A 20279-nucleotide genomic window follows, 5' to 3' on the forward strand; every position below is an offset into this window, starting at 1 on the left:
GGCAGGGCGGGCGGTGGCGGCAGGGCCGCACCGCGCAGACGGTAGCAGGTCGACCGCGCTACTGGGCAGCCTGGATCAGCGCGTCCACATCCAGCATGTGGCCGGCACGATCGGCCTTGGTGCGCAGGTAGTGTTCGTTTTCGGCAGTGATCTCGCCGGTGACCGGAATGCAGTCCAGCACCTCGATGCCGGCGTTGCGCAGACGCTGTGCCTTGGTCGGGTTGTTGCTGAGCAGGGCCACGCGCGAAATGCCCAGGCCATGCAGCATCGCCACCGCACTGCCGTAGCGGCGCTCGTCGGCACCGAAGCCCAGCTGTGCATCGGCATCGATGGTGTCCAGGCCGTCGTGCTGGTAGCCGTAGGCGCGCATCTTGGCGGCGATGCCGGTGCCGCGGCCTTCCTGGTCCAGGTACAGCAGCACGCCGCCGCCCAGTTCCTTCAGCTTGCGCAGGCCGCGCCGCAGCTGGTCGCCGCAGTCGCACTTGAGTGAGCCGAACAGGTCGCCGGTCAGGCACGAGGAGTGCACGCGTACCGGCACCACCGCCGACAGGTCCGGTTCGCCGACGATGATCGCGACCTGGTCGCGCTGGGCCACGCCGCCGCGGAACACCGCGAAGGTGGTCATGCCGACGTCGCGCAGCGGTACCGGCGAACGGGCGACCAGTTCGTAATCGTGGGCGGCGTGTGCCGCGCCTTCGGCCAGATCGCAAAGCGCCACTTCAGCAGCACCCTCGAAGGTGCGGTCAGCTGCGTCCAGGCGCACGGCCACCATGGCCGGCAGCAGCAGGCCCAGGCGGGCCAGCTCCACCGCGCCGGCATCGAAGGCGTCGCCGGCCGTCCAGTCGTCCGGCATCGGGCCGGGCTCGCGCAGGTAGCCCAGCGAGGGCAGGGCATCGAAGGCAACCCCCGCCAGCGGCAGGCGCGCGCCTGCCGGTGCCTCCACGCCGAGCACGCGGGCGCGGGTGGCGGTCAGGAACAGGTAATGGCGCTCGCGTGCGGCAGCGGCGAAGGCAGCGAAGCTGCTGGCAGTGGCGCTGTCCAGTGCAATCACCGCCAGCCGCTGGCCCTGCCCATCGTGGAGCAGTACCGGGCGACCGGCACGCAGTTCGGCCACCGCGCGTTCGCAGCGGATCGCGGCGGGGTCGCCGAACAGGGAAGAGGCAGCAGGCATGGCGGGACCGGGGGAGGCGGACATCGCAGTCTCTATGGGGGCGCCGGCGTCGTATTCAACGTGGTGCGGCCGCCGGTCGCAGGGGCCGGATGGGCCTGGGCGTGGGGGCCGTCAGTGCGGATGCTCTTCGGTCGCATACGGATCTTCCTCGCCGCTGCCCGGTGGCCGCAGCGTATAGCGCTTGTAGGTCCACTGGTACTGCGACGGGTCGCGGCGGGCGATGCGCTCGATGCCGGCATTGAGCGCGGTGGCGGCCACCTGCGGGTCCGGATCGGCCACGGCCGGGTCGGTCGGCTCGATGTGCAGGGCGAATTCCATGTCCGGCCCGATGCGCTCGCACCAGCCATACAGCACGGTGGCGCCGGTGCGCTCGGCCAGCCGGTTGACCAGGGTCATGGTCAGCGCCTGCACGCCGAAGAACGGCACGAACACGCCATCGCCGGCCTTGGGCTGCTGGTCGGGCAGGATGCCGGTGGCGCCGCCGTCCTTGAGCACCTTGAACAGCTGGCGCACGGCCGGGCCCTCGGCGCGTACCTGCTGCACGTTCTGGCCGCCGCGCACCAGCTGCAGGAAGGCGTCGCTGGCCTCGTCTTCCGGCGGCTTGTAGACGATGGCGATCTGCCCGCGCGAGGCCAGCCACTGGTTCAGCAGCTCCCAGTTGCCGAAGTGCGGTGCGGCCACGATCACGCCCTTGCCGCTGGCCAGGGCCGCGTCGTACAGGGCTTCGCCGTGGCGCTGCTTCAGGTGCAGCCGCAGGTTGTCGGCCGGCTGCCGGCTCCACAAACGCAGGGTCTCGATGGCCTGCAGCGCAGTGGAGCGCAGCAGGTCGCGGTGCAGGCGGTCGCGTGCAGGACCGTCCAGCTCCGGGTAGGCCAGTTCGAGGTTGCGCCGGGTAACGCGGCTCTCACGGGCATTGACACGAACCCACGTCCACGCCAGGGCGTGTGCGAACCCCCGCAGCATCGGCCAGGGCAGGCGGGCGAACAGGGTGGTGGCGCGGTAGACCAGCCGGGCTTTGCGTTGCGGATTCATCGGCGCCAGTTTAGCCAAGGGCGCTGCTATCGTGGCCGGCCCCGTACATTGGAAGCCCACGATGCTCGTCCTGATCCAGCGTGTCAGCCAGGCCGCCGTCCATGTCGACGAGGAGGTGGTGGGGCAGATCGGCCCCGGCTTGCTGGCCCTGGTCGGCATGGAACCGGGGGATAGCGAGGCCCAGCTGCGGCGGATGGCCGAACGCCTGCTGGGTTACCGGGTGTTCGCCGACGAGGCCGGGAAGATGAACCGGTCGCTGCGCGACACCGGTGGCGGCCTGCTGCTGGTCAGCCAGTTCACCCTGGCGGCCGATACCCGTTCGGGCATGCGGCCGAGTTTCACCAGCGCCGCACCGCCGGACGAGGCTGAACGCGGGTTCAATCGATTTGTCGACATCTGCCGTGAAAATCATGCGCCAGGGGTGGAAACGGGCCGGTTTGGTGCCCATATGGTCGTCAGCCTGGTCAACGACGGTCCCGTGACCTTCCTTCTCAGGCCCTAGGCCGCCGGGACCACCGCCCGGCAGGCAGGGCCCCGGGCTGGTATAATGCTACGTTCCCTATTTCTCCCTAGCCGGTGGCGCGAGCACTACATGGCCAACGAACGTCCTGCCCAATCCGAAATCAAGCAACTGATCAGCAAGGGCCTGGAACAGGGCTACCTGACCTACGCCGAAGTCAATGACCATCTGCCGGACGACATGGTCGACCCGGAACAGATCGAAGACATCATCGGCATGATCAACGGCATGGGCATCGATGTCCATGAAGTTGCGCCGGATGTGGAAACCCTGCTTCTCAACGACGGCAACACCGGTAACCGCGAAGTCGATGACACCGCGGCCGAAGAAGCTGCCGCCGCGCTGAGCGCGCTCGACACCGAAGGTGGCCGTACCACCGACCCGGTGCGCATGTACATGCGCGAAATGGGCACGGTCGAGCTGCTGACCCGCGAAGGCGAAATCGCCATCGCCAAGCGCATCGAGGAAGGCCTTTCGCAGGTCCAGGCCGCCCTGGGCCAGTTCCCGGTTTCGGTCGAATCGCTGCTGACCGACTACGAGGCCCACAAGGAAGGCAAGAAGCGCCTGGCCGAAGTGATCGTCGGCTTCAACGACCTGGCCGACGAAGAGCCGGCGCCGCCGGCGGTCGCTGCCGATGACAGCAGCGATGCCGACGCAGAAGGCGACGAGGACGAGGACGATGACGTCGAGGGTGGCGAGGAAGAAGCCGCACCGACCGGTCCGGATCCGGAGGAAGTCGCTGCGCGCATGCAGGCGCTGAGCGATGCTTTCAATGCCTTCAAGAAGGCGGCGACCAAGGGCGACAAGAAGAACCTGCCGCGCCTGCGCGAAGAGATGTCGGCGGTGTTCGTCACCCTGAAGCTGCCGCTGCCGCTGACCGACGTGCTGACCAAGCAGCTGCGCGACACCATGGCGTCGATCAAGGCCCATGAGCGACGCGTGCTGAACCTAGCCACCGTCACCGCGCGCATGCCGCGCAAGGACTTCATCCGCTCCTGGGAAGGCAACCAGACCAACCTGGAGTGGGTGGAAGACGCACTGAAGCGCAAGCAGAAGTGGTCGTCGGCCCTGCGCGAAGTGAAGGACCAGATCATCGCCGAACAGCAGGCGACGATCGACATCGAGAAGCTGACCCAGCTGGACCTGGAAGAGCTGAAGGAAATCAGCCGTGCCATGGCCTACGGTGAAGCCAAGGCGCGCAAGGCCAAGAAGGAAATGGTCGAGGCCAACCTGCGCCTGGTGATCTCGATCGCCAAGAAGTACACCAACCGTGGCCTGCAGTTCCTCGACCTGATCCAGGAAGGCAACATCGGCCTGATGAAGGCGGTGGACAAGTTCGAGTACCGTCGCGGTTACAAGTTCTCGACCTACGCCACCTGGTGGATCCGTCAGGCGATCACCCGCTCGATTGCCGACCAGGCGCGCACCATCCGTATTCCGGTGCACATGATCGAGACGATCAACAAGTTGAACCGCATTTCCCGCCAGATGCTCCAGCAGTACGGCCGCGAGGCTACGCCGGAGGAGCTGGCCAAGGAAATGGACATGCCGGAAGACAAGATCCGCAAGGTGATGAAGATCGCCAAGGAGCCGATCTCGATGGAAACCCCGATCGGCGACGACGAGGATTCCCATCTGGGCGACTTCATCGAGGACACCAACGTGGAGTCCCCGATCGAGAACACCACCAACATCAACCTGTCTGAAACCGTGCGCGACGTGCTGGCCGGCCTCACCCCGAGGGAAGCCAAGGTGCTGCGCATGCGCTTCGGCATCGACATGAACACCGACCACACGCTGGAAGAAGTCGGCAAGCAGTTCGACGTGACCCGCGAGCGCATCCGCCAGATCGAAGCGAAGGCGCTGCGCAAGCTGCGTCACCCGAGCCGCTCGGAGCAGCTGCGCAGCTTCCTGGATATCGATTGATTTCCAGCGGCTGGTGAAGCGTTGAGAGAAACCCCGCCTGGTGCGGGGTTTTTCTTTTTGGGGTGCCTGGACATGCCCGACGGGGCTTGCCGATGACGCATCTGCCGTTTGAATTTTTCCTGCGACGGTCGCACGCTGATCGCGCAGATGCTCAACACATCCCGTAGGCGGGCCGGTCATCACCGGCGCCGATGCAAGCGCGCGGCAGGTCACGTGCAACTCGTACGGCCTGCGGCATTGATTCGTCATGCATCTGGAGTCACGCCATGAATGATGTGGAGCACGATGTTCCCGAGCCCGTGCAAACCGATTTCCCGCCGCTGCTGGACTGGGATGAGGTGATGCGGGTTGAGTGCGAGGATCGATTGGGATTTGCACGCCGTACGACGTATGCGCTGCTGACGCTGTCGGAGGCCGGATTGCTTGCCGGCTTCAGCGGCGACAACCAACAGGGACTGGAGCAGATCAGAAGGATGGTTGCGTTGTTCCAGGCATGCCTGAGGCGGCAGGTATGGCTCGCGGAAGCGGCGGAGAGGCGGCTGGGGCGTATTTCGGAGGCGCTTGCCGCCGCCGGGTAGCCGATCGGGCGCGGCCTCCACTACACTGTGACGCTGCGCCGGGCCTATAGCTCAACGGTTAGAGCAGGGGACTCATAATCCACCCTCTGCACATGTCAGCCGCCCGCCTCATGTAGCAGATGAGCCAAAAAATAGGCTATTTTCAGCAGCATCAGCTTGCCTGCGATTGCTCCCATTCGCCAGAAACCTGGGGTAATTTCCGGCACGGTTACACCGAAATTACACGTGGCGGTCAGGTCAACGCTGCGGCAGCGCGCCGCGAATCGGCGTCCATGAGCTCTTTCAGTCACTCTCGTTGAGCTTGATTGATAACTTACATTGGTCTGGATCTTCATTTGCTACCTGCGTGTCGCTGTGTCGATGCCGCAATTAGCGGTGGGCGCAAATGAAAGATCAAGTTTATATAGATGTTATCTAAATTGGTCGGATTTGATCAGTCGCAAGTCGTTGAATTCAAGGTGTTTATAAAGAAATTGCCTGTGATTGTGTGGATTGTAATATTATGTTGGTGCGCAGAATTGAGGTAAATAGATAATGCACCGACCCCTTGCTTTGCATTGAGCGCTTTGCGGAGTTCGCTGCTGTTTGTAGCGCGTACCCCCTGAGTCGTGACGGCCTCCAGCCGGCCCAACCGATCTACAACCTGCGCGAGCAGAGCATTGCTCTGCTGCGCTGTCCGCGTTGTCTTTCGCGGCCTTGCAATTGAAGTGAACTCCAAGCGCCCCGAGATGTGCTATGAGGCTGGTCTTGCCTTCCTGGTCATACAGGAATCACGCGAGATTTACATGCCACTGCAAGAAGTTCTTCACCTTCAATGAACTACCGGGTGATTGCATCAATCCAGTGCAGATCCGCTGATAGACCTCCTCACTGATTGGCTCCCGAACAGAAAAGATCTGTTGGTCAACTCCATCAATCAACTTTTGTGCCGGTTCAATTCGTGCCAAATCAAACCGAATAAAGGACTGGTGGGTGATGAAGCTGTGGTCGCCAGGCTGAAGCTCACAGGAACAGTCGTGCTGGTAGCTGGTCGGCACAGAGCTGAGGCTGACCAAGAGAACCTCAGGAGGATCTCCAAGTGCCTCGGTTAGGACGATGAAGAGGTGCTTTCGATCAGGATCGTGTGCCGGCCCAGAAGCCATAAGCACAGTGGCTTTGGGATATGGGAACGGCACCGCTAGATCCTTGCGAATGTAGCGTCCAAAAAGTTCTCTGCTTCGATCTCACGCGCGATTTCCTGAGCCTGCGCGTGAGACTTTCCTACTGCTTGCAGAACTGTCTCGTAGTCAATTCTTGCCGATGAGCCGCAAGGGTCGACCCATTCTGCACAATGGTTGTGCGTGTAAGTGACCAAGTCCCATTGGTTCATGGCCCCGAACCGCTCCCATACTTGATCGATCATCGCGATATCCATATCGGAAAGCTCATCAAGCGCGTCCCTCGTCGCAGTAACGCCCTGGCGCAGACTGATTAGATGGTTGGCGCGATCAGACATCCAGCTGTTCCAACCGCCAACAGCAGCGTTCGCGACACCCTGGGAGGCCTCATACGTGCGCGACAACACCGGCCCATGAGGCATCGACACCATACGATCGCCAGTGAGAGGGCGATGCGTGGAGCTCAAGGCCTCACGATCCACGAGGTAAAGAAGCTTCATGAGCTTCACGATGTTAAGAGTGCCGTTCCCCAGAGAGAGGATGCGGGCTGCGATCTGCGCAGTCTTTCGATCTTTGTAGGCCATAAGTGCCATGTGCCGGTCAGGGCGGTCTGCTACCGGTTGCCTATTGTCACATGTTTTTCGATTGTCAACACCCGCCCCTGTTCAGGATTGTGTAGGTCAGTAAGCGCTTGCATTTGGGTGCGTATTGGCTATTGTGCTGCTCACAGCCGCGTCACGCTCAACCTGCTGCCGGGTTAAACGACGTTTCAAAAAGTAGCGCTACCCAACTTGACCGAGCCCATCCCGGTCGATGAGTAATCGGCAGACATCGGCCATCCTTGGGATACAGGCATGTCTACACACAGCTATTTCGTTTCCGCAGCCTCTGTTCGCTACCTCAAGCAGTTCGCCGCAAAGAAGGTGGATGGAGTGTCTTCGTCTCATCTTTCAGAGGCGGTCGCTGTTGCGCTCGACTTTAAAACGCATGCTGCGCTAATCGCGGCCTTGCGAGGGAATGCAACTGTTGAGGCTAGCAAGCCGAGCAACGAACGCATGAACTCGCGGCTGCGGCAGTTTGGCTATCACGTCAGACCCGATCTGAAGCTCCTTCCGGAGCTCAAGCACTCTTACGGATTTGGTAAGCGCTACCCGATAAAAGCGAAGCGCGGAGCCCGGTGGAATGCTTGGCGGAACCTTATGATCGCCGCTATCAATGCTGGGTTGGATCAGCGCCTGTTCGGCCTGTCTCCAGATGAAGACTGGTGGCCTGGAGCCGATCCTTCCGGCAATGGTGGTGCGCGTGGCCACTACCGTTTTATCTTCGATGGTGACCTGACAGCTGTGGTAACAGTTGCATCGATCGGTGCAGGTGAGCTTTCTATCAACGTACTTCTTGACCCTGACAGCCCTGACATTGAAGCGGATGGTGGTTTTGGGATCAAAGATGGCAAGGCGTCCGCCCACGGCTGGTTCGAGCGCCGGCTGGGAGCTTGGCTCATGGACGGTGGAGAGGACTTTTCGTGTAAGCGGTTGATTCAGGCCAGGCTAGCAGCTGCACGGGTCGAGAGCACTGGCTATTCGGACATCGGCAGCTTCATCATGTGACGATGTTGACCGGCATGGTAGATAGCCGTGCCGGTCACATCTCGAGGCCTGTCAATGGAAGAAGGCTTCTTCCGGATCCTCTCCGCACCCAGGATGAGTGACTTTCGACTCATCGGTCGGTGTCGCGCCGAGCTTGGAGAGCATTGCGCTGAGCGCGTGCGTGGATGACACGCTGAGATCCTCGCCCGTCTCCATGCGGGCGGCCAGGATGCACACCTGGCGCAACAGTAGGCGGTGAGCCGCATTGAGCCAGGGCATGTTGGTAGCGCATTCCTTCCAGACGCGCACCTGAGCCACAGTCATGCCCTTGTAGGGGGTGCCGATGGGGTCGGGATTGGCTGGCTCAGAGCGGTTCTTGTAACGGCCTGGATCTTTGATGGTAGCGCCCGATACGCGGGCCTTCTTGGTGGGGGTTCGAGGCTTTGCCATGGGGTCTCCTTGGCCCGTGAGGGTCGTATTTCCAATTGCGGATGCGCGAAGAAAGGGGGGCGCACGTGTCGCAGCGAGAGGGTCTGAAACTTTTCCCTCCCCCTGCCGTTCAGGGCTGCAATGGCCAGCCTTCATCGTCACAACCGATCACCACGCGGTCAGGGTTGCCGAATCCGCCGTCCTCGCGCGCCGTCTTCCTGCTGTGACAGCTGACGCACAGCGTCTGCAGATTGGTCGTGACGTTGTTGTTCGGGTCGCCATCAATGTGATCGACGTGGGCTTGGCCCTTGGCGCTACACAGGACACCGCAGCCCTTCGCTTGGCACCGGTATAGGTCGCGGACCAAGATGCTCTCGCGCAGCACGCGCCAAGCTCGGCTATTGGTTGGTAGAACGCGCGAGGCCCGTTGCCGGGCCTGCGCGGGGCGATCAGCGCGCAACATCGACGCGCCTCGCCCTGCCGGTGTTGTTGCGGACACCGCCGGCTGGTCCTGGCCTGTGAACCTGCGGGCCCACCCTTACTCAGTCCTCAGCCGGCCGCACGCCGGTGATGACGGTGAACTGCTGCGGGTAGTTGATGACTACATCGGCGCGGACGTGGCACAGGAAACCGATCTCGCCCGTCTTGGCGTACGCCTCGCGCAGCAGCTGGATGGACAGCGCCTCGCGCATCAGGAAGTACAGGCCGCTGAAGTTGCCCACGAAGATCTCGCTGGCATCTGTCGCCGTGCCAGCTTCTACGTCGGTCGGGAGCTGGCTGGTCGGCACGAAGGACATGCCATCGATCAGGCGCGGGCGCTGGAGCGGCTGGCCGGTGGTGTCGGTCAGACCCTCGAAGTCCATCAGCGTGCGGGTGGCCATAATCGCGGCAGTCGGAGCAGGCGCGTTCACGTCGATGATCGAGCCGTACGCCCTGAGCAGCGGGCGGTAGCTGTCCAGGGCGGCGCCATTGGCGCCCAGCGACACGGTGTTGATGCCCGCCGTATTGCGCAGGCCGCGCGGCTCCGGCGCCGTGCCCGAGCCCAGCAGACCAACCCGGTCCAGCTCCTTGGCGAACGCCTGTGCGATGACCTGGCGCAGCGCGCGATCCACGTCCGAGCCATCGGCCAGCAGCTCACGCGACACGCGCACGATGCACGCCAGGCTGCGCGGGGTGGACTGTACCGAGCGCAGGGTGGGCTGGCTCTCGCCGATGTCGCCCAGCTCGTTGCGCCAGTTGGCAGTGGGTAGGGTGTCGATAGCCGCGGTGGATACCGACTTTGCGCCGTAGCCCATCGGGACGATCCCCGCGCCCGCCTGCAGCAGCGACGACGCCGGGACCAGCGCGGACAGGATGCCCGGCATCACCACGTCCGGGACAGCGTAGCCGCCTGCGCTGTCGGTGCCGACTGCGAGCGAAGCCATCACGGCCTCGGTGCTGCTCATACCGGCCACGCCGCGCATGAAGTCGGTCAGCGTGGTTTCGGCAGCGCGCGGCTTGTCAGCGTCGTCGCGGCGGCTGGCGTAGTACGCCCGGAATTCTGCCGGAGTGCGCAGCACCTTGATACCGCCGCCGTCCAGGTCCGCCGAGGGCGCATCAGTCGGGCCGCCGCCGTTCATCTGCCACGCTGCCAGTGCGGTGGTGTTCTCGTCCACCTGCTGGCGCACGGCGTCCACGTCGGCGGTGTGCTTGGCCTTGAACTGATCGAAGGCAGCGTTGAGCTTGGTGATGAGGCCGGCCACGTCGTTCGGCTCGGCCTCTGCGCGTACGGCCTGAATGCCGCGTGCGATCTTGGTTGGCTTGGTCATGCTGGGCTCCTGTGTAGGAGTCCAGTGTCTGTTTCAGGCCATGCCGCAACCATCAGTTATCGTGGGGTTGCGTGGAGTTGCGTTGCCTAATTTACTTCCTGTGCGCCTCGAGCCAGCGCGCGGCATCGATCAGGCGATAGGTGATCTTGTGCTTGCCACCGCCGAGCGCGTAGCTCTCCGGTGCTGTGCCTTCCCTGCGCTTGTTAGCCAGCGTGCCAGGCGCAATGCCAATCAGCCTGGCCAAGTCAGCCTCGCCAACGCGCCCATCAGCGCTGATCCACATTCCGTGATTCTCTGCCTGCTGGCGTAGCAGCGTTGCGGTCGAATCTGCGCGCCCATCCATTGTGGCGATGAGTGCGTCCAGACCTTGTGCCCGTAGGCTATGCGGCTTCAATCGTCCCTCCTTTGGGGTCGTCCGGCCAACTGTGGATGCGCGAAGAAAGGGGGGCGCACGTGTCGCAGCGAGAGGGTCGGAAACTTTTCCCTCCCCCGGCCGTGGTGGTGAACGTCGTGCATCGGGTGCAGCGGGCGCATGGGGGGCGCCCCGTTCCCTTTCGCTCGGTGGTGCAGCGAGGCGGAGAGCGGGTGAATCAACAGCGCAGGAGCAACAGCGCCAAGCGTCCGCTGCGCTCCCGCTTGGTAGATATCTATAAGGGGGGCCCCTGAGGGGTGTAAAAAACGGGCGATTTGCCTGTATTTGCACCCCTCAGGGGTGTTTATCGACTGGCTCATGCTGCTTTTGCACCCCTCAGGGGTGTTACGTGGTCCCCTGAGGGGTGTTGAGATTGCGATTCTGTTTGCACCCCTGAGGGGTGTTGAAGATGCGTTTTGCGCCAGTCATTGCGTGGTGGGCCCGCAGCGATCTCCAGGTTCTTGCCGGGGCAGCGATCAATACCTACCCAGGTGAGCGCGTACAGATGGCATTGCTTCTTGATGCCGTGTCGCGTCTGCACGATGAACCCCGCCTCCTCCAGCTGGGCCAGCAGCTCCTTGCTCTTACTCGCAGCACACACGCCAGCGCCTTCTACCATCGCCTTTGTGGCGCTGAGGTCGCCGTTGTTGCGCCCGTTGTATTGCGCGGCCAAGAACAGGAGCATCTTCATTGCTGCCCCGCTGAGCGCGAAGAAGGCCGGATGCCGCATCATCGAGTGGGGCAACCGAACGAACGTGTCGCTCAACTGCCGGCCTGTGATCTTGCGGCGGTTCCTCTCAGCTGCCATGTGGCGTGACCACGTTGGTGACCGCGCGCAACCAGTCCGCCCCAGCGCGCGCCGCGCGCGTCATGATCCACTCGCGCACGCGAGCCTCAGACGGGTTGCCCCTGTGCTGCAGGGCGCAGTCACCGCACAGCACGTAGGGGAGGGAGGCCCAGCCGAACTCCCGCTCCACACGATGGAACGTGCCGAACACCGGCAGCAGCGGCTTGCCGCAGCAGTCGCATGCGATGGGTTCAACCACAGGACGGCGGCTCATGGCGCGCGCTCCTGTCGGCGTGGTGGGGCGCGATCGATGGCAGCTGCCAGGCGCTCGGCGAGTGCCTGTAGGCGAGCCTCAGACAGCGCGGGAAGCGGCGGAGTCCGTACGATGCGGTGTGCAGGGAAGGGGATGATGGTTGCGCTCATCCGACCCTCCGCGTTGTGGTGGCGTACATGACCATCCCGAGGATCACCAGCAGGTCGGGAGGGATCGGGTAGGCAGCGCCGGGATTACTGCGCGTGTAGACGTGCAAGCCACCGGGGCGGGCTTGGATGAATCGAATCGACTGCTGCCCAGCAATCTCCACCGCATAGCAGGCGTCGCCGGCGAAGTAGTTGCGGTGCAGGTCCACATGCAGGAGGTCGCCCGGCTCATAGCGCGGGGCGTTGAGGTTGTCCTGTACCAGCACCTGGGCCCAGCGCGCGGTGTCAGAAAAGTCCGGCAGCGCATCGGGGAAATGCCCGATTGCGGCCGGCAGGGGTTGGTGTACGATGGGCGTCATGGTCAGTTCGTTCCTTGGTCGGTTCGGACGTGGCTTTCACGGCTCACTCCGGCTGCAACCGGGTGGGCCGTTTCTCTTTCAGCGGGGCAGCGCACGGCTGTCCGCCGTCTCCACAACTGCGGCCTCCAGGTAGGCGTCCAGATCGGCAGGCCGGTAAAAGCAGCGCTTGCCCACCCGCAGGTATCGCGGGCCGCGCCCCTCACATCGCATCTTGTCCAGCGTGCTCTTGCTCAACCCCAGCCATTCCGCTGCGGAGGCCGCGTCGAGTCTTGCGGCTGGCGGAGCGATTGCAGTTTCTTTTGTGGTCATTTGGCGTCTCATGGTTGGATGGTCCATTGAGGGACCATTGTTGTCCCTATGGCGCAGTGGACCATTGTTGTCCGTTGCCGTCAAGGACAATTTTGGTCCATCATTCGCCCATGGCACCCGAATTTCACCAATTCAAACTGCGGCTTCCGGTCGATCTCATGCGGAAGGTCGAAGAGGAAGCTGAGCGTTCCGGCCGTTCGTTGTCGGCAGAGATTGTTTTTCGACTCACCGAGGCGTACTCAGCCGGCGAGGCTGCGGACGGCGGTATCGCGCAGGACATTGCGGTCAACCTGGTGGCCTATCGGAAAGCTGTTGAGCGAAACGCGCGCCAAGTCCAAGAGAACATGGAGAAGGTGCAAAAGAGCATGCAAGAACTGGAAACGCTTAAGACGTTGCTCGAATTGCGCTTGGCTGAAACCACTCACGAACTGGACGTGAAGAAGGCTAAGTAGTGGCTGCCTACGTCAAGCTCACCAGGTCGGTACAGCGCGCGCTGAAGCCCGGCCAGTCGATCAGCGAACACGGGATCACCTACACGCGCACCGCGAACGGCGATGGGCGATGGTCTGTCAACGTGATGGTGGCCAGGCGCCGGCATCACCAGGTGGTGGGCTTGGAGTCGGAGGGGTACACCCGTACGCAGGCGGAGGACGTGGTGGCCGCGCTCAAGGCCGCCAAACGCAGCGCGTCCCATGGGGTGCAGGGGAGCAAGGGCAACGCCTCGCAGACGGTCGCGCAGGCGGCTGACGATTACCTGGACTATCTCCGCCGGCATGACGGCAAGGACATCGACACCAAGGAGCGGCGGTTCCGCGATCACATCAAGCCACACCTCGGGCGCCGGCCGGTGGCCAGGCTGACCGATGATGACTGGCTCGCCTACGTGGCCACCCGGAAGGGCGAGGGCGCCAGTCCGGGCACGATCAACCGTGAGCGCTCTGCGCTGCTGCACATGCTCAACACGATGCGGCGCCGGAAGATCCTCAACGCTGCGCCGCTGCTGGCCCGCCAGCGCGAGCCGCAGGGGAAGCTGGTGTACCTGACGCCGGAAGAGTCGCAGCGGCTGCTGCTGGCCGCGCAGGAGGACGTGTCGCCATTGGCGCATCGGTTCGTGATGGTGACGCTCTACACCGGCCTGCGGCACAGCGCAGCGCTCAACCTGCGCGCTGGCGACGTGGACGTGCAGCGCAGGATTCTGTGGATCGGCAAGGACAAGGCCGGTCGGCGCGAGCAGCCCATGCCGCAAGTGCTGGCGCAGTACCTTGGCAAGGTCATCAAAGGAATGGAGGCTGAGGCCTACCTATTCCCATCGCAGCGCGCGGGCAGTGGCCGGGCCTATCAGATGAACGCCGTATTCGGTCGGTGCGTGCAGCGCGCGGGCATCGCCAAGCATGTGACCCCGCACACGATGCGGCACACCGCCGCGACCAACGCTGCGCATGCTGGGCTCGATGCGGCCACGATCCAAGCAATGGGCGGCTGGAAGACAAGAGCTATGGCCGAAAGGTACACTCACGCGGCTTCGATGCAGGACGCTATGGCGGCCCTACAGAAACAGCTTTCCGGCGACGCGATTACACCGAAATTACAACGGCGACCGCGCAAAACCGCCTGAAACCCTTACAGGGCCTATAGCTCAACGGTTAGAGCAGGGGACTCATAATCCCTTGGTTCCAGGTTCGAATCCTGGTGGGCCCACCATAAGAAGCAGGTGCTTGGGCGTCGGGCCCGATGCCTCTACCGCGTCGGCGGAAAGAACATCGGAAATAATTCTCGGACGCCGATAGGGTTCCACGGGATTTACTGCGCATCGACAGGCAATGGACACTTGTTGCCATGACAAGGAAGGCAGCAAGAAACGAATGGTTGGTCCTCGCCGGCAGGTGCGCGGAGAGTACACGGAGGCGGCCACGCCGGCTGGCTCTATCGCCAGGACCATATCTCCATGGTGACGCTCGAAAGCGGCAAGATAAGGGCCTACAGGGAGTACTGGGATCCTTACGTTGCGCTGAGAGACTTCGGGCTGGTCAGGCCCGGTGTTGCCGCTCGGTAGCCCTGAACAGCACACGGCGTCGTGGCGTGATGCGTGCAGCGTGCCTTGGCAGCACCTGGATCAGCTTTCTGGAAGCTCGATCAGGAATCCCCTCCTTATGTAGTCCGGGATCTTCACGTACTCGGCCCTGACGCGTTCGGCGAACTCCGGATCCAGGTGCCAGTCACTCTTGTCCACCGCGAAATAGTTGACCCACTGCGCGGTAACGATTGGCCCTGGCCAATGACGGGCCATTGTCATCAGATATCGACGCGCGGAACAGATTTTTCCGATGGCAATGACGCTCCGTCTCTCTTCGAGAGGCAGCATGAGCTCGGCAAGCTCGCGCGAGCGCCATACGTTCTCACCAGTGTTCATGGCGAACGGCTCGATGATGAGCACATGCTCTGGAATTCCCAACTCCATGAGGCGGGTAGCCATGGTTTCGGCTTCTGAATCGTGAAGACCTGCGGTCATGCCACCGGAAACGACTGCCTTCCGGAACATTCTCTTGTGCCACAGGGTGACTACTGCCTGGCAGAAATCCTCCACTCCGTGCCGAGTTCCGAAGATCAGTGCGAGATCTGAGCGTACTGCAGGGCGCTCCGGCATGACGTAGTCGCCTATGCGCTCGATGTCTTCCAGTTGCATGGCTGCTTCCCTCATGGTCAATTTGGCTGGCTTCTAAGTTGACCACTGGAGTATTACGGCCTGTGGGTTCTCGAATTGGTACGAAGACCCTCTTCGACGCGCAGGTCAGGGGGGCGGCCCACAATCTGGTGGTGCATCTCCTGGATACCCCGCATGACATTCGTCGTGATCGCGTCCGCCAGCGCAGTCGCGAGAAAGGCGCAACGTTCCCCATGGAGGTACCCGCTGCCTTCTTTGAGCTGGCGAGCCAGCATTGGGAACCGATGGACCCAACCGAATGCGAGATCTACGACGTCAGGCAATCACCTGGAATCCAAGGCCCCCTTCTGACTGACAGGGATACCAAGGCCCCAACGCCGCTGCACGCTCCTGATACATGAGGTAGCGCGTCATCGCCCCGCAGCCGCGATGCTGATTCATGGGAGGAGACGGCGGCAGCCGCAATGCGGCTGCCGCTCATGTGGACGTCCTGCTGCTTGCAACTACTTCGGCATCAACACGGTGTCGATCACGTGGATCACGCCATTGGACTGGCCGACGTCGGCGATGCTGATCCCCGCCTTGCCGCCCTTGGCATCGATGACCCACAGCTTGCCGTCATGCAGTGCGACGGTGAGGGATTCACCTTCAACGGTCTTCAGCGTGGCCTTGCCGCCGTGCTTCCTGGCATCGGCCATCAGCTGCGCTGAACTGTAATTGCCTGGCACCACGTGGTAGGTCAGGATCTTGGTCAGTTGTGCCTTGTTTTCAGGTTTCACCAGCGTATCGACCGTACCTGCGGGCAGCTTGCTGAAGGCTGCATTGGTGGGCGCGAAGACGGTGAAGGGGCCGGCGCCATTGAGGGTATCGACCAGGCCCGCTGCCTTGACCGCAGCGACCAGGGTCGTGTGGTCCTTGGAGTTGATGGCGTTCTGGACGATGGTCCTGGTGGGATACATCTCCGCTCCGCCGACCATCACGGTACTGGCGGCGAAGCTCATTGAAGTGGCTGAGACGAGTACGGCGAAGCTGACTGTGGCGGCTATCCGCTGAAGGGCTTTCACGGCGCGTTCCTCTATAGGATGCCCGCAAGGCGCGGGCATCCTACATACGCGCTGGCGCGGCCCTTGGATGCAGGCAGATGCATCAGTGCGCGTTGTCGCTTGAAACGTCGCAGCGTTGTAAAAGCCGAGTGAACGACTGCCCCTGCCGGCGGCTACGCAGTACGAACTGCGCGCCGCTCAGCGGCGCGGATGGCGGATGTCGGAAGCGCAGCCAGAAAGGCGCGCGTTGCTGATGGCCTGGCGGACACCACAGCCACGGCATGACAGCACGGTTCCACCGGCAACGTGTTCCATCTCATGCTCGTCCCACACGCTCGTCGATCCGCAGGCGGTGCAGGTGGCGACGATCTGCAGTGCGCGGGCCAGGTCGCCCTGCTCCCCAGCCTTGTAGGTGAGATCGGTGATCTGAAAAATGCCGGTATGACTCATGGGAATGCCGGGGGGTGCTTGTTGACGAACGATAGGGCCCACCGGGTATCGGTCGTGTCGGTGCTGTGTTGATGGATGGTTGAAGTGCAGGCTATTCGTCGCTGCGTCGATTGAGCTCTTCAAGCCGTGCGCGGCTGACTGACTGGTGATTGCCGCAGGTTGGGCAACTGAGGGCAGCCGCACCGTCGAGATCGACAAGGCCATGGTTGGGAATGGCCCTGAACTGCCAGGAACACTTGATGCAGGAGCAATCGATTCGGGTGACCTGCAGCAGGGTGCCGTCTGCCCGCGTCACTCCCTCGACGCTGATTACGTAGAACTGTCCGATGTCACGCATGAAGATGAACGAAATCCCTGAATCCGTAGGGCGCCATCATGCTGTTTTGTGGGCCATCTGGGACAAAGGTGGCTTGGTCGAATTCTGAAGAGTTAAGAATTCGAGTGACGGTGCGGACTCGCAGCGGGACAGGTAATCCAACGCCGCGCGAGTGAGAGTTGGATACGACGACGTGAGCGCCTTCCGCAAGGTGTTCCAGAGCATTGTCGGCATGTCCCCGTCCGCATGCCGGGATCATTTCCGTATCCGGCGGCGTGCACAGGGGGAAGGCCGACTTCGGGGGGGCCGTGGTTGACGGGATGGTGTCGATCCATCGCCAGCATGCCGGTGTCACCGCGCGGGGTCGTCGACCACAGGCATGCTGGGCGTGCGGATGTTGATTCCGATCCCGACAGGAGATCGCATGATGCGCAGTGCTTGTGCGTTCTTCGTTCTGGCTGCATCGCAATGCGTTCGGGCATTCGCGTCCGACGCTGGCGAATCACCCAGGTCAAGACGCCGGCGCCGATCATCGATGGCCTGCAGTACAAGCGCGCCTTCAACCTGGCCGGGCCCTCACGGCCGAGGGTTACGGTGCCATCGAGTACCTGCATGCACAGGGCAAGGTGATCCACACGCTGGCGCCAGAGGCCGAACTTCGCCGCTAGCGGGTGCACACTCCGAATCGAGGCTTACCCGCGCCGACCGCGCCCGTCGATGCTGTAGCGCCCAGCCCCGGTGCAGGCCAGCAGCAGGAACCCACCGGCCAGCCCCAGGTTCTTCAGGAACATGATCTGCTGGGTCTGGTCGGCGAAGTTGTGGTGGAAGATGAAAGCGGTGACCAGGCTGAAGCCCACCAGCACGATCGACATCAGCCGGGTCTGGAAGCCAAGCAGGATGCACAGGCCACTGCCGATCTCGAAGGCGACCGTTGGCCACAGCAGGATGCCGGGCACGCCCATGGCTTCCATATAGGCCTGGGTGCCGCTGAGATCGCCGAGCTTGCCCAGCCCGGAGACCAGGAACAGCGCCATCAGCAGGATGCGCGCAAGCAGGTAGGCAAGCGAATGCGATGAGGTGCTCACAGGGATGTCCTCGGGGATGGCCGACGAAGGCGATCGGAGCCCACCCGCAGTGAAGCCCGTGTCTACGCGGGGGCAAGCCGCCTTGACAGGCGCCGCGCGGCAGTAGACCTTTCCAGCATGACGATCGATATTGAATCGCTCAGCCTGCGGGAGCTGGGCGCCTTGGTGGTTGCCGCTGAACAGCGGAAGCAGCTGATTTCCAACCGCCGTCCTGCCAGCGCGGTGCGGCGCATGCTGAAAGCCGCCGCAGCGGAAGCGGGATATACCCTCGAAGAACTCTTTGGCGATGAAGCCATCGAAGCGGCCGCACCCAGCCGGAAACCGGCACGGCGCAGAACCGGGAAAGTGGCCGCCAAATACCGAGACCCGGAATACAAGCGGCTGACCTGGTCCGGCCGCGGGCGCATGCCGCGTTGGCTCGCTTCCAGGATCCAGAAGGGCCACAAGGTCACCGACTTCCTGATTCCCGGGTTGGCGCGACCGACGGCGCGCAAGGGCAGCCCGATCGGCAAGCGCACGGTCTTCAAGAAGGATTGAACCTGCCACGCTGCTACCCTGCCGGGGTCTTTGAACGAAGGAGCGCGGGATGGCACACGATGCAGGCAGGACGATCACGCCCACGATGCTGTATACCGCCGCGGCCGCGGCCGTGCTGGTCAGCCTGCTGGCCTGGGCGGTGGAATGGAGCGGGATGGCCTATGTCTGCCCATATTGCCGCGTGCAACGCACGGTCATCGGCGTGTTGGGCCTGCTGACGCTGTTCGCGCGCCCGGGCGGCATCGTGGTGCCCTGGCTGTCGTACAGCGCGGGCGCCTTCGCGTTCGTGGTGGCGGCGATGCAGCACTTCAACGGTTGGAAGCGCATTTCCGCCGGCGACTTCAGTTTCAACGAACAGTGGTACATCGATCCGTGGCTGCTGTCGGGCTGCGCGATGCTGGTCCTGGTGGCGCAGCTGATGCTGGTGCAGGCCGCCTGCCGGCGCAGGTTGCACTGACAGTGTCGTCGCTGCGGGAGAAGTGCCGGGTATGGCAAGCGCTCTCAATCCTTCAAAGTGGTAGTGACATCGCGTGTGGCGCGCGATGCTCATGAAGTGTCTTTCATATTTGTGAAATTCCACGTACCTTGTCTGGACTCACTTGATTTCAGGGATATGAAGCAGTGGCAGGAAAGAACGTGGCTACATGGATTGGTGCGTCGGCTTTGATCGCGATGGCGTGGTTGGGTGGAGCAGGGGAGGCGCATGCCCAGCAGGTCGTGGCTCGAGACTGCGATGGTTGCAGTTACCCGCAGATGCAGGGAATGGCGGAGTCGTTCGCGCACGGCATGAGCATGCCGTCGCACAGGATCCTCTACATACTGAATCCATCGGGCAACATGGCACGAAAGTTCAGCGTCATGCGTGATCGTGAAGGCGGCATCCGTTGCGACAAAATGGAACCCGGCGCGATGGATTGCGAACCCTTCGTCATCATCGACGAGCTCCCGGTCGAGCAACCGGCGATCAACTATCTTCAGTTCAAGCGCATAGTCGCTCAATCGGTGATCAGCCTGTCTGAGCCCGGCTACCCGACCAATGTGTACGATGACATCCAGAATCCGCAGAGAAGGGATGCGGTCAGCCAGCATCTGGGGCAGCGTTTCGAGACTTACATCTACCTGGCTTCCGGCGCGTACTCGCTTGGCATCGATGTCTGGGCGCCGCAGAAGATCCGCTATGCTGACGGGTCTACCGCTTCCTACAACTACAGCATGATCAACCGTCGCTGGGAGCCCAACGCCCTCCTTTACAAGGACAGGTTCGGTAACTCCATTCCGCTTAGCGTTACACAGTTGAGCGAGGGGCGAGGCGGCGTCACGCATCGCTTCGAATTCCCGAATGGGAATGCCACCGATATGGGAAGCTTCGTCAATGCGCTCAACAACATCGGTGTCCCGGTGACGGGGGCGGGCAATCAGTCTGTCACCTGCACCAGCACGATCAGGCTGACCGAGGTCAAGGTGACCTGCAACCGGAACTGATGAGGAATAGATCGATGCGAGTTTCACCAGGCCTGGGTTCCACGGTCATATTCGGTACTTCCTTTGTGGGAGCACTGCTATGCGGGTTCGTGTTTCCATCCATGTCGGCAGGTTCCCCGGAGCTGACCCCTTGGATGTTCAACGGCCTGCTGGCGTGCGGTGCGGTTGCGCTTTTTAGTGCTCCCTTTGGCTGGCGGGGTTACCTGAACT

Annotated in this window: 27 protein-coding genes and 1 tRNA gene; 10 read left to right on the top strand and 18 right to left on the bottom strand. The window is 62.6% G+C overall.

Features of this window, described 5'->3' with window-relative positions:
* Positions 1-58: 58 nt before the first annotated feature.
* Both ribA and AC5P8F_RS04270 read right to left on the bottom strand, forming a co-directional pair.
* Positions 59-1195 (bottom strand): GTP cyclohydrolase II RibA, encoded by a 1137-nt coding sequence (gene ribA, locus AC5P8F_RS04265; RefSeq protein ID WP_041863895.1) that lies wholly within the window; start codon positions 1193-1195, stop codon positions 59-61.
* Between the two features lie 87 nt (positions 1196-1282).
* On the bottom strand, positions 1283-2203 hold the full coding sequence (locus AC5P8F_RS04270; protein ID WP_495227625.1) for a lauroyl acyltransferase: 921 nt from the start codon (positions 2201-2203) through the stop codon (positions 1283-1285).
* A 61-nt stretch (positions 2204-2264) separates the two neighbouring features.
* Here AC5P8F_RS04270 and dtd point away from each other — a divergent pair, with 61 nt between their 5' ends.
* From dtd to AC5P8F_RS04285, 3 genes are all read left to right on the top strand, one after another.
* Positions 2265-2705, top strand: a complete 441-nt coding sequence (dtd, locus tag AC5P8F_RS04275; RefSeq protein ID WP_014648553.1) for a D-aminoacyl-tRNA deacylase — start codon at positions 2265-2267, stop codon at positions 2703-2705.
* Positions 2706-2795: 90 nt separating this feature from the next.
* Positions 2796-4649 (top strand): RNA polymerase sigma factor RpoD, encoded by a 1854-nt coding sequence (gene rpoD / locus AC5P8F_RS04280; RefSeq protein WP_014648552.1) that lies wholly within the window; start codon positions 2796-2798, stop codon positions 4647-4649.
* A gap of 266 nt (positions 4650-4915) precedes the next feature.
* Positions 4916-5227, top strand: a complete 312-nt coding sequence (locus AC5P8F_RS04285) for a hypothetical protein (RefSeq protein WP_495227626.1) — start codon at positions 4916-4918, stop codon at positions 5225-5227.
* A gap of 95 nt (positions 5228-5322) precedes the next feature.
* On the opposite strand, the gene AC5P8F_RS04290 is transcribed toward AC5P8F_RS04285, so the two are convergent.
* The 3 genes from AC5P8F_RS04290 to AC5P8F_RS04300 all read right to left on the bottom strand — a co-directional run bounded on the left by AC5P8F_RS04290 (position 5323) and on the right by AC5P8F_RS04300 (position 6977).
* Positions 5323-5562, bottom strand: coding sequence for a hypothetical protein (locus AC5P8F_RS04290; protein ID WP_495227627.1), 240 nt, complete (start codon positions 5560-5562; stop codon positions 5323-5325).
* A 435-nt stretch (positions 5563-5997) separates the two neighbouring features.
* Positions 5998-6402: a hypothetical protein gene (locus tag AC5P8F_RS04295; protein ID WP_495227628.1), complete on the bottom strand. Its 405-nt coding sequence runs from the start codon at positions 6400-6402 to the stop codon at positions 5998-6000.
* 2 nt (positions 6403-6404) lie between these two features.
* Complete coding sequence (locus AC5P8F_RS04300) at positions 6405-6977, bottom strand: Panacea domain-containing protein (protein WP_495227629.1); 573 nt, start codon at positions 6975-6977, stop codon at positions 6405-6407.
* Positions 6978-7238: 261 nt separating this feature from the next.
* Between AC5P8F_RS04300 and AC5P8F_RS04305 the strand changes: the two genes are divergently transcribed.
* Positions 7239-7991: a hypothetical protein gene (locus AC5P8F_RS04305; RefSeq protein WP_495227630.1), complete on the top strand. Its 753-nt coding sequence runs from the start codon at positions 7239-7241 to the stop codon at positions 7989-7991.
* 51 nt (positions 7992-8042) lie between these two features.
* Here the strand turns inward: AC5P8F_RS04305 and AC5P8F_RS04310 are convergent, their stop codons facing one another.
* The 8 genes from AC5P8F_RS04310 to AC5P8F_RS04345 all read right to left on the bottom strand — a co-directional run bounded on the left by AC5P8F_RS04310 (position 8043) and on the right by AC5P8F_RS04345 (position 12494).
* Positions 8043-8420 carry a hypothetical protein gene (locus AC5P8F_RS04310; RefSeq protein WP_495227631.1) on the bottom strand — a complete coding sequence of 126 codons (378 nt, stop codon included), beginning with the start codon at positions 8418-8420 and terminating at the stop codon, positions 8043-8045.
* Positions 8421-8529: 109 nt separating this feature from the next.
* Entirely contained in the window at positions 8530-8862 is a 333-nt protein-coding gene (locus tag AC5P8F_RS04315) for an HNH endonuclease (RefSeq protein WP_495227632.1), read from the bottom strand.
* A 79-nt stretch (positions 8863-8941) separates the two neighbouring features.
* Positions 8942-10207, bottom strand: a complete 1266-nt coding sequence (locus tag AC5P8F_RS04320; RefSeq protein WP_495227633.1) for a phage major capsid protein — start codon at positions 10205-10207, stop codon at positions 8942-8944.
* A 91-nt stretch (positions 10208-10298) separates the two neighbouring features.
* The gene (locus AC5P8F_RS04325) at positions 10299-10601 is read right to left on the bottom strand and encodes a hypothetical protein (protein WP_495227634.1); all 303 of its coding nucleotides are present in this window, start codon (positions 10599-10601) and stop codon (positions 10299-10301) included.
* A gap of 334 nt (positions 10602-10935) precedes the next feature.
* Entirely contained in the window at positions 10936-11385 is a 450-nt protein-coding gene (locus AC5P8F_RS04330; protein ID WP_495227635.1) for a hypothetical protein, read from the bottom strand.
* Between the two features lie 31 nt (positions 11386-11416).
* On the bottom strand, positions 11417-11680 hold the full coding sequence (locus AC5P8F_RS04335; protein ID WP_099554614.1) for a hypothetical protein: 264 nt from the start codon (positions 11678-11680) through the stop codon (positions 11417-11419).
* 145 nt (positions 11681-11825) lie between these two features.
* Complete coding sequence (locus tag AC5P8F_RS04340; RefSeq protein WP_312546993.1) at positions 11826-12185, bottom strand: hypothetical protein; 360 nt, start codon at positions 12183-12185, stop codon at positions 11826-11828.
* A gap of 78 nt (positions 12186-12263) precedes the next feature.
* On the bottom strand, positions 12264-12494 hold the full coding sequence (locus tag AC5P8F_RS04345; protein ID WP_134735049.1) for a helix-turn-helix domain-containing protein: 231 nt from the start codon (positions 12492-12494) through the stop codon (positions 12264-12266).
* Between the two features lie 110 nt (positions 12495-12604).
* Here AC5P8F_RS04345 and AC5P8F_RS04350 point away from each other — a divergent pair, with 110 nt between their 5' ends.
* The 3 genes from AC5P8F_RS04350 (at position 12605) to AC5P8F_RS04360 (ending at position 14195) form a co-directional block, all read left to right on the top strand.
* Positions 12605-12946 carry an Arc family DNA-binding protein gene (locus tag AC5P8F_RS04350; RefSeq protein ID WP_495227636.1) on the top strand — a complete coding sequence of 114 codons (342 nt, stop codon included), beginning with the start codon at positions 12605-12607 and terminating at the stop codon, positions 12944-12946.
* Positions 12946-14109, top strand: coding sequence for a tyrosine-type recombinase/integrase (locus AC5P8F_RS04355; RefSeq protein WP_495227637.1), 1164 nt, complete (start codon positions 12946-12948; stop codon positions 14107-14109). The genes AC5P8F_RS04350 and AC5P8F_RS04355 overlap by 1 nt, the downstream gene beginning before the upstream one ends.
* 10 nt (positions 14110-14119) lie before the next feature.
* Positions 14120-14195: transfer RNA gene (locus tag AC5P8F_RS04360), tRNA-Ile, on the top strand.
* Between the two features lie 412 nt (positions 14196-14607).
* Here AC5P8F_RS04360 and AC5P8F_RS04365 read toward each other — a convergent pair.
* From AC5P8F_RS04365 to AC5P8F_RS04385, 5 genes are all read right to left on the bottom strand, one after another.
* The gene (locus AC5P8F_RS04365) at positions 14608-15177 is read right to left on the bottom strand and encodes a YdcF family protein (RefSeq protein ID WP_495227638.1); all 570 of its coding nucleotides are present in this window, start codon (positions 15175-15177) and stop codon (positions 14608-14610) included.
* Positions 15178-15659: 482 nt separating this feature from the next.
* Positions 15660-16220 (bottom strand): fasciclin domain-containing protein, encoded by a 561-nt coding sequence (locus AC5P8F_RS04370; RefSeq protein WP_032958323.1) that lies wholly within the window; start codon positions 16218-16220, stop codon positions 15660-15662.
* A 177-nt stretch (positions 16221-16397) separates the two neighbouring features.
* The gene (locus tag AC5P8F_RS04375; RefSeq protein ID WP_014648542.1) at positions 16398-16649 is read right to left on the bottom strand and encodes a hypothetical protein; all 252 of its coding nucleotides are present in this window, start codon (positions 16647-16649) and stop codon (positions 16398-16400) included.
* 91 nt (positions 16650-16740) lie between these two features.
* A complete protein-coding gene (locus tag AC5P8F_RS04380) occupies positions 16741-16986 on the bottom strand; it encodes a hypothetical protein (RefSeq protein WP_014648541.1) in 246 nt (81 codons plus the stop codon).
* A gap of 671 nt (positions 16987-17657) precedes the next feature.
* The gene (locus AC5P8F_RS04385; protein ID WP_495227639.1) at positions 17658-18050 is read right to left on the bottom strand and encodes a DoxX family protein; all 393 of its coding nucleotides are present in this window, start codon (positions 18048-18050) and stop codon (positions 17658-17660) included.
* A gap of 117 nt (positions 18051-18167) precedes the next feature.
* Here AC5P8F_RS04385 and AC5P8F_RS04390 point away from each other — a divergent pair, with 117 nt between their 5' ends.
* From AC5P8F_RS04390 to AC5P8F_RS04400, 3 genes are all read left to right on the top strand, one after another.
* Positions 18168-18587, top strand: a complete 420-nt coding sequence (locus AC5P8F_RS04390) for an H-NS histone family protein (protein ID WP_032958325.1) — start codon at positions 18168-18170, stop codon at positions 18585-18587.
* A 49-nt stretch (positions 18588-18636) separates the two neighbouring features.
* On the top strand, positions 18637-19044 hold the full coding sequence (locus tag AC5P8F_RS04395; protein WP_014648538.1) for a hypothetical protein: 408 nt from the start codon (positions 18637-18639) through the stop codon (positions 19042-19044).
* A 164-nt stretch (positions 19045-19208) separates the two neighbouring features.
* Positions 19209-20069 (top strand): hypothetical protein, encoded by an 861-nt coding sequence (locus AC5P8F_RS04400; protein WP_126411396.1) that lies wholly within the window; start codon positions 19209-19211, stop codon positions 20067-20069.
* The last annotated feature ends 210 nt before the right edge of the window (positions 20070-20279 follow it).

The organism is Stenotrophomonas sp. YJH_SMC_69 (assembly GCF_059370495.1).